Origin of the sequence: Pseudocolwellia agarivorans, from assembly GCF_002000085.1 — a bacterium.
Lineage (GTDB): Bacteria > Pseudomonadota > Gammaproteobacteria > Enterobacterales > Alteromonadaceae > Pseudocolwellia > Pseudocolwellia agarivorans.
This window is the reverse complement of sequence record NZ_MUZU01000004.1, coordinates 1-12,796: the sequence shown is the minus strand read 5'-3', so window position 1 is coordinate 12,796 and position 12,796 is coordinate 1. Positions and strand designations below refer to the sequence as shown.

The 12,796-nt window shown below is 33.7% G+C and carries 11 protein-coding genes; all 11 read left to right on the top strand.

What is annotated here, in order from left to right:
- The first annotated feature begins 136 nt into the window (after window positions 1-136).
- The 11 genes from B0X80_RS07415 to B0X80_RS07365 all read left to right on the top strand — a co-directional run bounded on the left by B0X80_RS07415 (window position 137) and on the right by B0X80_RS07365 (window position 12,515).
- The gene (locus B0X80_RS07415; RefSeq protein ID WP_077339209.1) at window positions 137-1,462 is read left to right on the top strand and encodes a 3-keto-disaccharide hydrolase; all 1,326 of its coding nucleotides are present in this window, start codon (window positions 137-139) and stop codon (window positions 1,460-1,462) included.
- A gap of 557 nt (window positions 1,463-2,019) precedes the next feature.
- Window positions 2,020-2,484 carry a nuclear transport factor 2 family protein gene (locus tag B0X80_RS07410; RefSeq protein WP_076417071.1) on the top strand — a complete coding sequence of 155 codons (465 nt, stop codon included), beginning with the start codon at window positions 2,020-2,022 and terminating at the stop codon, window positions 2,482-2,484.
- Window positions 2,481-3,209, top strand: coding sequence for an SDR family NAD(P)-dependent oxidoreductase (locus B0X80_RS07405; RefSeq protein WP_077339208.1), 729 nt, complete (start codon window positions 2,481-2,483; stop codon window positions 3,207-3,209). The genes B0X80_RS07410 and B0X80_RS07405 overlap by 4 nt, the downstream gene beginning before the upstream one ends.
- Before the next feature lie 4 nt (window positions 3,210-3,213).
- Window positions 3,214-4,485 (top strand): NAD(P)/FAD-dependent oxidoreductase, encoded by a 1,272-nt coding sequence (locus tag B0X80_RS07400; protein ID WP_077339207.1) that lies wholly within the window; start codon window positions 3,214-3,216, stop codon window positions 4,483-4,485.
- A gap of 2 nt (window positions 4,486-4,487) precedes the next feature.
- Window positions 4,488-5,276 carry a DUF1365 domain-containing protein gene (locus tag B0X80_RS07395; RefSeq protein ID WP_077339206.1) on the top strand — a complete coding sequence of 263 codons (789 nt, stop codon included), beginning with the start codon at window positions 4,488-4,490 and terminating at the stop codon, window positions 5,274-5,276.
- A gap of 12 nt (window positions 5,277-5,288) precedes the next feature.
- The gene (locus tag B0X80_RS07390; RefSeq protein ID WP_077339205.1) at window positions 5,289-6,551 is read left to right on the top strand and encodes an SAM-dependent methyltransferase; all 1,263 of its coding nucleotides are present in this window, start codon (window positions 5,289-5,291) and stop codon (window positions 6,549-6,551) included.
- Window positions 6,526-7,032 carry a DUF2878 domain-containing protein gene (locus B0X80_RS07385; protein WP_175623903.1) on the top strand — a complete coding sequence of 169 codons (507 nt, stop codon included), beginning with the start codon at window positions 6,526-6,528 and terminating at the stop codon, window positions 7,030-7,032. The genes B0X80_RS07390 and B0X80_RS07385 overlap by 26 nt, the downstream gene beginning before the upstream one ends.
- A gap of 42 nt (window positions 7,033-7,074) precedes the next feature.
- Window positions 7,075-7,674, top strand: coding sequence for a chalcone isomerase family protein (locus B0X80_RS07380; RefSeq protein ID WP_077339203.1), 600 nt, complete (start codon window positions 7,075-7,077; stop codon window positions 7,672-7,674).
- A gap of 80 nt (window positions 7,675-7,754) precedes the next feature.
- Entirely contained in the window at window positions 7,755-8,288 is a 534-nt protein-coding gene (locus B0X80_RS07375) for a DUF3833 domain-containing protein (protein ID WP_076417078.1), read from the top strand.
- A gap of 130 nt (window positions 8,289-8,418) precedes the next feature.
- Window positions 8,419-10,059 carry a FecR family protein gene (locus tag B0X80_RS07370; protein ID WP_077339202.1) on the top strand — a complete coding sequence of 547 codons (1,641 nt, stop codon included), beginning with the start codon at window positions 8,419-8,421 and terminating at the stop codon, window positions 10,057-10,059.
- On the top strand, window positions 10,056-12,515 hold the full coding sequence (locus B0X80_RS07365; RefSeq protein WP_077339201.1) for an EAL domain-containing protein: 2,460 nt from the start codon (window positions 10,056-10,058) through the stop codon (window positions 12,513-12,515). The genes B0X80_RS07370 and B0X80_RS07365 overlap by 4 nt, the downstream gene beginning before the upstream one ends.
- The last annotated feature ends 281 nt before the right edge of the window (window positions 12,516-12,796 follow it).

The window sequence follows — 12,796 nt, the reverse complement described above, 5'->3', positions numbered from 1 at the left end:
TATACCCCAACATAAAGTAGAAGACCACAATTTGTAAGTTTAACGCCGATTATTTTGCATATAAAACCGAATATCTCATACCTTAAAAATATTCATTTATATAACATGATAAAAATAAGAATAAATAAGGATCCCTATGAAAATAATAAATTTATGTCTACTCATCCTACTTTGCTCAAGCCAAGCTAATGCTGAATCGTGGCAAAGTTTATTTAATGGTAAAAACTTTAGTGGCTGGCATTGGCAAAAATATGGTGGTGACGCTAATTACAAAATTAAAAACGGTGCTATTGTGGGTATTAATGGTCCTCGACATAACACCTTTTTAGCCACCACAAAAACCTATGCTAATTTTGAATTAACCTTTGAGGTATTTTTACCCAACAAATTAAATTCAGGCGTACAAATACGTTCGCACATAAAAGATAAATTAGATGAAAATAAATTGTTTGAAACCCATCTATATGGCCCGCAAGTAGAAATAGAGCAATCTCCCGGCCAATCAGGTTATATTTATGGTGAAAAAATAAATACTGGTTGGTTAACACCAGAAGCTAAAAACAACAGTCATTCATTTTTTAAAAACAACGATTGGAATACTTACAAAATAATCGCCGATGGCCCTCGCATACGAACATGGGTTAACGGCCAACTAGTTAGCGACTATAGTGACGAAAAGCTTTATGCACAACATTATGAAGGTACTATAGGTTTACAGGTTCATGCGACTAAACAAGATACAGGCACTCTGCAAGTACAATGGCGTAATTTAAAAATAAAAGAATTACCATCTACTAAAAATGTTTGGAAAAGTATATTCAATGGTTATAGCTACGCGGGTTGGCTCCCTAAAGTTGCTGGTTACGAATTAGGAGAAAACCCGGGGAATATATTTTCCATTAAAGATGGAGCCATGCATTTAGATCATAAAGCCTTTTTTGCTCATGAAGGTCGCTTTGCTCATTTATTCTATAAAAAACCTTATTCTAATTACCGTTTAAAGTTTAAATACAGATTTTTAGATCACTTAGTGGCTAATGCACCTAAATACGCTTACCGAAATAGTGGCTTAATGTTTCATAGCGAAAATCCAACATCGGTAGCTAAATATCAAGCATTTCCTATCAGTGTTGAAGCACAATTCCTAGGTTCAGATAAGCACAAAAAGCAATCTACTGGCAATGTATGTACTCCGGGTACCGATATATCACAAAACGGTAAGAAGGTAGAAAGCCATTGCGTAAAATCAAACTCAGCTTATTACTTGGATGATAAATGGGTAGAAATGGAGATAAAAGTATCTTCCGACAAAGAAGTTATTCAATACATTGAAGGTAAAGAGGTATTACGTTATCAGTCGCTACAACTAGATGATGGTACACCGCTTACATCAGGCTGGATTGCCTTACAAGCAGAAGGACATGAACTAGAAATAAAAGATGTTCAATTAATGGAGCTATAAAAAATGGCTACAAGTTCAAAATAGTCCTCTATACCCGTTATCATTCAAGACGCAGGTTTCAGTGGGAACTAAAAAAAATTTAGGCACAGATTTTACGATCCAAACAAAATATAAGGTCTACATTCATGTATGCAAGGCATTAAGTTTACGTCATGGTTATTCTCGGTAACTGCTCCTGCATTACCCTAATGCCCTACATCATGCAGGAAACCTGACTAAAGTTAATAAGCCCCATAAATTATTTTTAGACCCATAGTAGAAGCGCTTGAGCACTCTGAAATAGTCTCTTGATTGGTAACGGGTATATTCTGAGCGAGTAAAAACATATTGCCAAGGATGGCACATTTACTAACATTTTAGTGACTATAATCACTCCACCTTTCCTCTTTCAATACATCTCTTATCATTTATCTCTATAAAAACACTAGCAATAGCTATACTTTATCTTATTTTTTTAAATAAAAAGCATTTTATCAACAACATTATGATCCAAACAAAGAATCGCTGCGTATTTAACTAGTATGGTTATTGTTGAAATTAAGAATTAAAAGGTATTTATGAGTGATATAACTGAAAACTTACTAAATGATATAAACACACCCGATTGGTTGGTTCAATTTCAGGCGGTATATCAAAACTTATCTAAAGATGATCTTAATGCTTTAACCTTGGTTTATCATGAAAATATTGTGTTTGAAGATCCACTACACAAAGTTGAAGGATTGCACAACCTGCTTGCTTATTTCGAAAACTTATACACCCATGTAATTAGTTGTACCTTCGAAATTAACCACTTTATTCATACCTTTGATGAAGCAGCTATTTATTGGGAAATGCATTATCAACACCCTAAGCTCAAATCAGGTAAAACTATTTCAGTCATGGGGCATTCCCATTTAAAAACCCTAGATAACAAAATAATTTATCATAGAGACTACCTAGATGCCGGTGCAATGTTATATGAAAACATTCCATTTTTAGGTGGTGTTATTGGCTTCTTAAAGAAAAGAATAAACAAATGAAAACAATACTGATCACAGGAGCATCTTCCGGCATTGGTGCTGCAACTGCCCTACTTTATGCACAAAATGGGTTTACTGTTTTTGCTGGAGGACGTAATCAACAGCGATTAAATGAGCTTTCAGTACAACATGAAAATATAACAACCTTTTCTTGTGACTTAACCAATAAAGAAAACATAAAAAATATTACAATAGCATTTCCACCTTTAGACATATTATTACTAAATGCAGGTGGCTGTGAATATATAGATGATGCTGTAAATTTTGATGGTGACTTATTTGCCCGCGTTATAACAGACAATCTTATTTCAATAGGTTATTGCTTAGATGTTTGGTTAAAACTGATAAAACCCAACGGACAACTTGCAATAACTAGTTCATGTGCAAGTTTTTTACCTTTACCGCGAGCTGAAGCTTACGGCGCCTCAAAAGCAGCTTTGAACTATTTAGCTAAAACATTAGCTATTGATTTAACCCCACAAAAAATAAATGTCAGTGTTATAAACCCTGGATTTGTTGAAACGCAGTTAACCAATAAAAATACCTTTAGCATGCCTTGCATTATTACTTCTGATTCGGCGGCTCAATATATTTTCAAAGGGTTGTCTCGTAAAAAAACAGAGATAAATTTCCCTAAACGCTTTACATACTCATTAAAATTACTTGCTTTGTTACCATTTTTTATATGGAAATTCCTTGCAAATAAAATGGTAAAAGGACAATAACACCATGAAAAATATAGCTATTATTGGTTCTGGCATATCAGGTTTAACCTGTGCTTATTTACTTAATAGAAAACACAAAGTTACCGTGTTTGAAAAAAACGATTATATCGGCGGACATACGGCCACTAAAGATATTACGCTTAATAATAAATCATACGCTATCGATACTGGGTTTATTGTCTGTAATGATAAAACGTACCCTAATTTTCTTAAATTATTAAAGCAACTCAATGTTACTTTACAACCTACTGAAATGAGCTTTAGTGTATTCAATAAACAGTCAAATTTAGAATACAATGGTCATACGCTAAACAGCCTATTTGCTCAACGCCGCAACATTTTCAGTATTAAATTTTGGCGTTTAATTAAAGCAATTATTCGTTTCAATAAGCGTTGTAAAACACTCTATTTAGAAGACAATATTGATAAAAATGAAACTTTAGGTGATTTTTTAAAACAACATAATTTTTCTGAATACTTTAAACAAAACTATATTTTACCTATGGGAGCAGCCATATGGTCTACCAGCCTAATAGAAATGGAAGCTTTCCCATTACATTTTTTCATCCGCTTTTTTCATAATCATGGTTTATTAAATATTACTGATCGACCGCAATGGTATGTTATTCCTGGTGGCTCTAGAGAATACATTAAACCATTAACGGCATCGTTAGCTGATAACATTAAGCTTAACTGCGATATTAGTCATGTTATTCGTCATAAAGCTAATATTGAAGTTGTATTCAAAAACGGGGATAGCAGCCTATTTGACGAAGTAGTTTTTGCTTGTCATTCCGACCAAGCATTAGCCTTACTACAAACGCCTTCAAAAGCTGAAAGTAATATACTTGGCAACATAATGTATAGTGGAAACGAAGTTGTGTTACATACCGATACTAATCTATTACCTAAACGTAAATTAGCTTGGGCCAGTTGGAATTATTTATTAGATAACACCAGCACTCAAGAACAATTAACTCGCCCTTCATGCGTGACTTACAACATGAATATTTTACAAGGTTTAACGGATACTGACGAAACATTCTGCGTAACACTCAACCAAACAGATAAGATTGACCCAAGTAAAATTATCGACATTTACGTTTACCATCATCCAATTTTCAATCAACAAAGTTTGGATGCTCAATACAGGCGACATGAAATTTGTGGTCATAACCACACTCATTTTGCAGGTGCTTATTGGCGAAATGGATTCCATGAAGATGGTGTAGTTAGTGCTCTAGTTATAGCTAAACGATTTGGTATTGGATTGTAAATATGCGTAAACAGACTATAGAAGATAACCATTTATTTGAAAGCGGTGTATATAAAGGGTTTGTTTCTCATAAGCGGTTATCACCTAAACATCATGAGTTTTCATATCAAATATCTATGTTAGGTATTGTAGTAGACGAACTTGATCAAGTAACAAGTCAACACTCGTTGTTGGGGACTCAATGGTTTAACCCTGTTCGATTTAATGAAAAAGATTATATAAAAAGTGAACCAGGTACGTTAAAGCAACGTATAGCTAATAAAGTAAGTCGCTTAGGCGGTGAATGGGATGGGCATAAAGTGTTGATGATTGCTCAATGTCGCTGTTTAGGTTTGTATTTTAGCCCAATTAACTTTTATTACTGTTTTGATAAAAATGAACAATGTTTATTTATGTTAGCTGAGGTAAGCAATACCCCTTGGAATGAAAGGCATTATTACCTTGTTAATTTAAACGTAGAGTCAGAATGTAAAACAAAGAATAAATTACAAATAACTAAAAAAGACTTTCATGTTTCTCCCTTTATGGAATTAAACATGAATTATCACTGGCATATAAGTCATCCGTCAGAAAAAATATTAGTTAATATTCAAAACCTTACACCTGACAACAGTGAAAAAGTATTCGAGGTAAATATGAAACTAACCAAGCAGCCTCTTAAATCACTCACACTAATAAAATCATGGTTATGCTTACCTTTTACTATAGTAAAGGTTGTAACGTTAATTTATTGGCAGGCTCTACAGCTATTTATTAAAAAAATACCTATTGTAGACAAAGAAAAGCACTAATTTGAGGTAATTATGGAACAAACAAATCATTTAATACTAAATAAAAAACTCACTTGGTTTGAACAAAAATGCAGAGCACTTGTTTTAAATACCCTCAATAAGATGAAAGATGCTTGCATTGAAATACATGAAAACACCTACAGTGAAATTTGCGGCGACCCAAAAGCTTCATTAAAAGCACACATGCATATTCATGATGCTTCAATTTATACCGATATTATTAAAGGTGGCAGCATTGCAGCTGCTGAAGGCTATTTATCACAAAAATGGACATCAACAGACTTAACGCAATTAGTGCGTGTTTTAGCTCGTAATCAAAAAGCGCTTGATAGTGTTGAAAATCAAAGTAGCTGGCTAAACACACTACAAAATAAACTACTTAATTTTAAAAACGCCAATACACTCGGTGGTTCAAAGAAAAACATTCTTGCTCATTACGATTTAGGTAATGATCTTTACACACGCTTCCTTGACCCAGAAATGATGTATTCATGCGCACTTTATTCCGATGAACATACCACATTAGATGAAGCACAAAGACTAAAATTAAAAAGTATATGTGACAAATTAAATCTAACCAGTGAAGATCATTTAGTTGAAATAGGTACTGGCTGGGGTGGCTTAGCTATTTATGCCGCTACTCACTATGGCTGTCAGGTAACCACAACAACAATTTCAGATGCACAATTTGACTACGCTCAAGAGCGAGTTAATAAGCTAGGATTAAATGAAAAAATCACTTTATTAAAAAAAGATTATCGCTTACTTGAAGGTCAATACGACAAACTCGTTTCAATAGAAATGATTGAAGCCGTTGGGCATGATTTTATGGGTGAATTTTTTAAACAGTGTAATAGCTTACTCAAACCTAACGGTAAAATGCTTATACAAGCCATAACCATTGCAGATCAACGTTACGATAATTATCGAAAAAACACCGACTTTATTCAAAAATATATATTCCCTGGTGGCTGCTTACCCTCTATAGCTGTAATAAGTGAGCATATAGCACTTTGTACCGACATGATGATAGATAACGTAACGGATATGGGCTTGCATTACGCAAGAACACTAAGTGATTGGCGCAAAAACTTTGATAAAAACTGGGCTGATATTCAACCTTTTGGTTTCGATGATCAATTTAAACGTTTATGGCATTACTATTTTGCTTACTGCGAAGGTGCTTTTATTGAAAGAGTTATAAGCACACATCATATTGTTGCACGCAAACCTGAATATAAAGATGCGAATGATGAGACTATTCTCACTTATTAATTTTATTACCTTTCAGCTTTGTTGGTTTGTATCGGCTACATATCAACAAAGCGGAATATTAATAATCATTTCCTTACTGTGTATTCATTTTGCATTAAGCCCCCAAAAAAAAGCGGACATTAAAGTACTTCCTATTGCTTTAATAGGCATAGCGGTCGATCAGTTATTAATTACAATACAAGTAATACAATTGCCTGAAAATTCTGTGTCACCTTTAGTAATACCCATTTGGTTGATGTTTTTATGGTGCGCTTTTGCTTGGTGTTTAAATCACAGCTTGCAATGGCTAATTAAGTTATCAACAAAGAAAGTAGGAGTTATTGGCGCAATTTTTGGTTCGCTAAGCTATTACGTGGCTTTACAACTAAATGTATTCAACAGTGTTTTATCTCCCTTATATTTTGTACTCGCTATGGCATTTATTTGGGCTTTACTACTACCACTATTTACACATATTCACCGCTATATTTTCAGGTCATAGTCAATTTAGCTGCAAAAGAGATTTATAAACAGGGTAAACAAAATGCGTTATATTTTATTGTTCGTTCTTATTTTTTCTACTACCACGTATGCTAATAAATTAACTGATCATGAGAGAAAAGTGGTGGCTAAGGTTAATACCGACTCTTCATTACTGTCTTCATTAAACAAGATCGGTGAAGGGCAAATGAAAGTACTTTTTTGGAAAGTATACAAAGCTGAATTTTATACATCAGGAAGCGTTTACCAAGAGCAAACCTACCCAAAAGCACTAAAATTAACCTATCAGAGGAATATAGAACAAAAAGAATTTATTGATGCCACAAAAGATCAATGGAATAAGTTAAATGCTCATTTCAACGAAAGAATTATTTCTGAAACCCAAGAAGATAAATGGGTAAAACAACTCAACGGTATTTTTCCTAATATTACAGAAAAAGATGTGATTCTTTTTATTTTAACAGAGCAAAAACAAGCTCATTTTTATCTTAAAACTTTTGATAAAAATAAAAATCAATATAACGAAACCTACCAAGTATTAGGCACAATAGAAGACGCCACTTTTGGTGACTACTTCCTGTCTATATGGTTATCTGAACACACCACAGAGCCAAAATTAAGAAAACAACTTATTGGAAAGTAAACTCTAAATAGGCATAAAATCATTATGGTTATTCATTTTACTTCCCCCTTTACAACCTATTTAAAAAGCGAGATCACCTAATGAATAAATTAATAAAAAGCTCTGTGTTGTTAATAGTGCTGTTCTGTGTAACCTCTTGCTCGTCCCCCAAAATAGAAGACTACAACAACACCACACCTAATCTAGTGTTAGAAGATTTTTTTAATGGCGAATTAGTTGCTTACGGCATGGTGCTTGATCGCAATGGCAAACTCTCTCGCAGATTTACCGTTAAACTTGAAGCTTATTGGGAGAATAACAAAGGCACCATTAATGAATGGTTCATATTCGACGATGGTGAAAAATCAATAAGAACTTGGCAATTAATTAAGCAAGAAAATAACACTTACACTGGCACAGCAAACGATGTGGTAGGTACAGCAAAAGGGCAAACAAATGGCTCGGCACTTTATTGGCAATACGACCTAATAATCACTGTTGATGGGAGCGAATACCAAGTTACCTTAGATGACTGGATGTACTTATTAGATGACAAAAGACTGTTTAATAAAACCGATATTATAAAATATGGTTTAAAAGTAGGAGAAATCATTCTTTACATTGAGCAACTTTAATTGACAACAACGTAAATTTTACATAAGATTTACACAATATTAACACGGAAAAATTTTCTTCGATATAAGATTCAGTGTAGTATTAACGATAATTATCATTATAAAAAATACTTTAGCAGCTAATACATTGATGAAAAAATTTATTGTCTATTTAATTACCAGTTCAGTCTTGCTATTTAGCAGCCTACAAACGACCTATGCGGTAGAAAAAAAAGCATGGGTTTACGTGGTTTCTAATGGTGATAGTCTTTGGAATATAACCTCTAAATTCCTAACAAAAATAGACTATTACACGAAATTACAACAATTAAACAACATAAAATATCCTAAACGAATTCAACCTGGTAGTGTTATTCGTATTCCAATGGAATGGATAAAACATACTCCAGCCTCTGCTAGAATTTCGTTTATACAAGGCGAAAGCCTGCTCCTTAGAGATAACAAATTAATCCCTCTCACAGCCTCAACAACTTTAGTGTTAGGTGATGAAATTCGTACCTCAGACAAAAGTAGCGCCACTGTTGTATTTGCTGACGGTAGCGAAATGGTGTTATTTAAAAACACAATTATTGCTTTCGACCATTTATCGTCTTACGGTAAAACTGGCATGGTGGATACACGTGTAAGTGTTATTCAAGGAAAAGTAGAAACCAACGCAAAGAAAAATAAAGGCCCTGGTTCTCGTTTAGACATTTCGACTCCTTCAGCAATCAGTTCAGTTAGAGGAACCATGTACCGTGTTTCCAACAATCAAAAAAATATATCAACCGTGGAAGTTATTGAAGGAACCGTAGCTGTTGCTGGAGAAAAATCAAACAACTCGATAAAAGTTGCTACCGGCCAAGGTACACGTATAGAAAAAGGAACAGAACCAACTAAACCTGTTCCCCTATTAGCACCTCCTCACATATTAACTACACAAACATTTTTCGAACAAGCACCTGTAATAAAGTGGGATAACATTGAAAAAGCGAAGCGTTATAACATTCAAGTTTCGCCCAAAAAAGATTTTAAACGTATTATTTGGGGCCAAATAACCACAGATACCTTTATCGTTTTACCTAAATTAAATGATGATATGTACTATTATCGTGTTACAGCTATTGATGCATTAGGCATTGAAGGCAAGCCAGCTTATAAAAATTTCACGTTAAATTTATCACCTAGAGCTCCTCAATTAAAAAACATACCTGAGCGTATATTAGGCAATAGCACATTATCTATGCTTAGCTGGGAGAACTCTGTAGACCTTACCGATCGCTATAAAGTAGAAGTAGCAAAAGATGAGAAATTTACCCAACTTGTATTAAATAAAAACATAACGGGCAACCAATTAGCTTTACCTAATAATTTAGCATTCGGTAATTATTATTGGAGAGTGTCTTCAATTGTTGATACTGATAAAGGTCCGGCATCTACGCCATTAATGTTCAACTGGACAACAACAATAGAAACACCTCAGTGTAACGCTGTTGCTTCATCAGGTATTGTTGATATTTCTTGGAAAACGATTAAAAATGATCACACTATAATCGTTGAAACAGCTCAAAATGATCAATTTACTCAAGGTTTAAAAGCCTACCAAATAAGCTCAGAAAAAAATCATATTCAACATACTACAAACGATGAATTATTTGTTAGATGTAAAATAACAGCATCATATAACAATTCCACAATTGAAAGCCCGTGGAGTAAAACTCAACATACAACTCAAATAGATAAAGGCGTAATGTCTCTATTTGGTTTCATTTTATTAATCATATTAATATGAGTTTAACTGTTGGCACTCAAACTCTGAAATCGCCAACAACATGGCGCAACAATAAGTTGCGCGCTGTTATATTTTTATTAGGACTGTTAGTTTTATTTACTAATGAATTTAATAAGTTAGATACACTTATTTATGATTTTTTATTAAGTAACAATCCACCTGTAGTCGAAAAAAATGCCGTTATCATTGCGATTGACGATAAAAGTATTAACGAAATCGGTCGATGGCCTTGGTCTAGAGATGTTCACGCAACATTACTCAATACATTAGAAACGTCCAAAGCAAAAGCAATAGGTTTCGATATACTGTTTACTGAAGCAGATAAAGAACACCCTGTACGTGATACCAACTTTGCTACCGCTATAGAAAAAAACAATAATGTTGTTTTAGCTATAGCACCACTTGCACCACAAAAAAACATTACTTCAGAACTTATACCATTTTCAATACTCGCGGATAAAAGCGCAGCTTTAGGTCATGTAGACTTAGAGGTTGATAGTGATGGTTTTGTTAGATCCTTGTATTTATTTGCTGGTTGGAAAGAGTCAAAATGGCCAAGCTTTTCTTTAGCCCTAGCAAGATTAGCTAAACCTGATAAAACATTTGAAACAACAACACTCACCATAGGTAACTATTGGACGAGACGTCAGCCTATTTTAATTCCCTATACGAGTACCTCAGGCTCCATCCCTATTTATTCTTATATCGATGTTTTAAATAAAAATGTCGATATAAACAACTTTAAGAACAAAGTTATTATTGTTGGATTAACAGCAACAGGACTTAGTGAAAGGTTTACAACGCCCTTCTCTTCAAATCACCAGAACATGACAGGTGTAGAGATCAATGCGCATATTGTAAATGGTTTAATCAATGATAAATTTATATTAAAAACAGAACCTTGGATAAGTCATTCAATTAAGTTTGTTATTATATTACTCAGCTTACTTTGTGCTTATTTCATTTCTAACCTTTGGCTAATTCCTAGCTTAATTGCTCAAATTTTATTAAGTATAGGTGTTAGTGCTTTCTTACTATTTGGCTTTAATTTATGGTTTGAACCAGCGTTAATGATTGTTGCACAAGTCCTTATTTATTGCTTAACCTCATTTATTCACACCAAAAACAATCATAAAACAATCGCTGTGCTAGAAAAGCATATTGGGTACGATCCCGTTACTTTACTTCCGACTCAACAGCAGCTTAAAAAGAATATTGTGAAAGCACTTAGACAGTCAAATGGCAGCCTAAACTTTGCAATTGTTGTGATAAATATAGGTAAATTTAAAGATGTAAACGAGCTACTAGGCTTTAAAGCAGGCGATCATTTATTAAACATTGCATCTACTCGCATTAATACTTGTATAGATCACAAGCATGAATGCGCAAGATATAACGGCCCAGAATTCACTATTTTCTTTAAAGATGTGTCAAACCAAGAGCAGCTAAGTCTATATTGCGATGCATTATATGAGCTTCTAGGAAAGCCTTACCAAATACAAAACGAAAGATTTATATTACCTATTAGTATTGGTGCTAGCTTTTATCCAGAGCATGCCAATAAAATAGATGATCTATTTGACGCTGCAATAACAGCTATGCAAAAAGCTAAAAAACAAACCGATCGAGGTGTTTGTTATTATGATCAAACGATCAAGCTTAATATTATTGAGCACAACAAGCTTATTAATGATCTTCATAATGCTTTAGAAAGAGAAGAAATTGAAATTTACTACCAACCTCAAGTTACAGCGAAAGAATATAAGATTATAGGGGTTGAAGCCCTTGTAAGATGGAATCATCCCCAACGCGGACTTATTCAACCTGATGACTTTATCCCTATGGCTGAAAGTACAGGGTTAATTATTCCTATAGGAAATTGGATCCTACAAAATGCATGTTTACATTTAAAAAGCTTACATGAGGCAGGACATCACCACTTAAAGTTAGCGGTTAATTTATCTACCGTTCAGTTCTCTGCGCCAGATTTAATTGAGCAGGTTGCGTATGCATTAAACAATGCACAAATATCAGCTCATGATATTGAATTAGAACTCACTGAAAGCTGCTTAATGAAAGATATAGATAAAGCAATTGGTGTACTTAATAAACTTAAAGGTATGGGAATTAGGTTATCTATAGATGACTTTGGTACGGGCTACTCTTCACTCAGTTATTTAAAACAATTCCCTATCGACAGAATCAAGATCGACCGATTATTTGTGAGTGAGTTAGATACCAGTATTGACGCAAAAGAAATTACTTTAGCTATTATATCGATGGCACATTCATTAAAAATGTCAGTTATAGCTGAAGGCGTAGAAACTGTTGAGCAACAAAACTTTCTTGATAACAACAATTGTGAAGAACTTCAGGGGTTTTATTTTAGTAAACCCATCACACAAAACGACCTACGCAAACTGCTAGATACAGCGACTACAAGTCCCAAAAAATAATATCTTTGTCTAATATTGGGCCCAAAAAAAAGCGCATTTACAAAAGTAAATGCGCTATAAATAAACATGAAACACTAAGGGAATTAAAGTCTCTATTTAGTAAGAGCATCAAATATTAAATAAGTTCAAAAATGTTTAATAAATATTTATCTTTTTCTAATTCCTTATTTATAAGCCCATCTTACACGATAAAATTTAAGCAAAAAAAAGCGCATTTACAAAAGTAGATGCGCTATAAATAAACATGAAACACTAAGGGAATTAAAGTCTCTATTAAGTAA

Excerpts from the sequence above, each read along its gene's own strand:
- B0X80_RS07415 (WP_077339209.1), top strand. The coding sequence starts at position 137 with ATGAAAATAATAAATTTATGTCTACTCATCCTACTTTGCTCAAGCCAA.
- B0X80_RS07410 (WP_076417071.1), top strand. The coding sequence starts at position 2,020 with ATGAGTGATATAACTGAAAACTTACTAAATGATATAAACACACCCGAT.
- B0X80_RS07405 (WP_077339208.1), top strand. The coding sequence starts at position 2,481 with ATGAAAACAATACTGATCACAGGAGCATCTTCCGGCATTGGTGCTGCA.
- B0X80_RS07400 (WP_077339207.1), top strand. The coding sequence starts at position 3,214 with ATGAAAAATATAGCTATTATTGGTTCTGGCATATCAGGTTTAACCTGT.
- B0X80_RS07395 (WP_077339206.1), top strand. The coding sequence starts at position 4,488 with ATGCGTAAACAGACTATAGAAGATAACCATTTATTTGAAAGCGGTGTA.
- B0X80_RS07390 (WP_077339205.1), top strand. The coding sequence starts at position 5,289 with ATGGAACAAACAAATCATTTAATACTAAATAAAAAACTCACTTGGTTT.
- B0X80_RS07385 (WP_175623903.1), top strand. The coding sequence starts at position 6,526 with ATGATGAGACTATTCTCACTTATTAATTTTATTACCTTTCAGCTTTGT.
- B0X80_RS07380 (WP_077339203.1), top strand. The coding sequence starts at position 7,075 with ATGCGTTATATTTTATTGTTCGTTCTTATTTTTTCTACTACCACGTAT.
- B0X80_RS07375 (WP_076417078.1), top strand. The coding sequence starts at position 7,755 with ATGAATAAATTAATAAAAAGCTCTGTGTTGTTAATAGTGCTGTTCTGT.
- B0X80_RS07370 (WP_077339202.1), top strand. The coding sequence starts at position 8,419 with ATGAAAAAATTTATTGTCTATTTAATTACCAGTTCAGTCTTGCTATTT.
- B0X80_RS07365 (WP_077339201.1), top strand. The coding sequence starts at position 10,056 with ATGAGTTTAACTGTTGGCACTCAAACTCTGAAATCGCCAACAACATGG.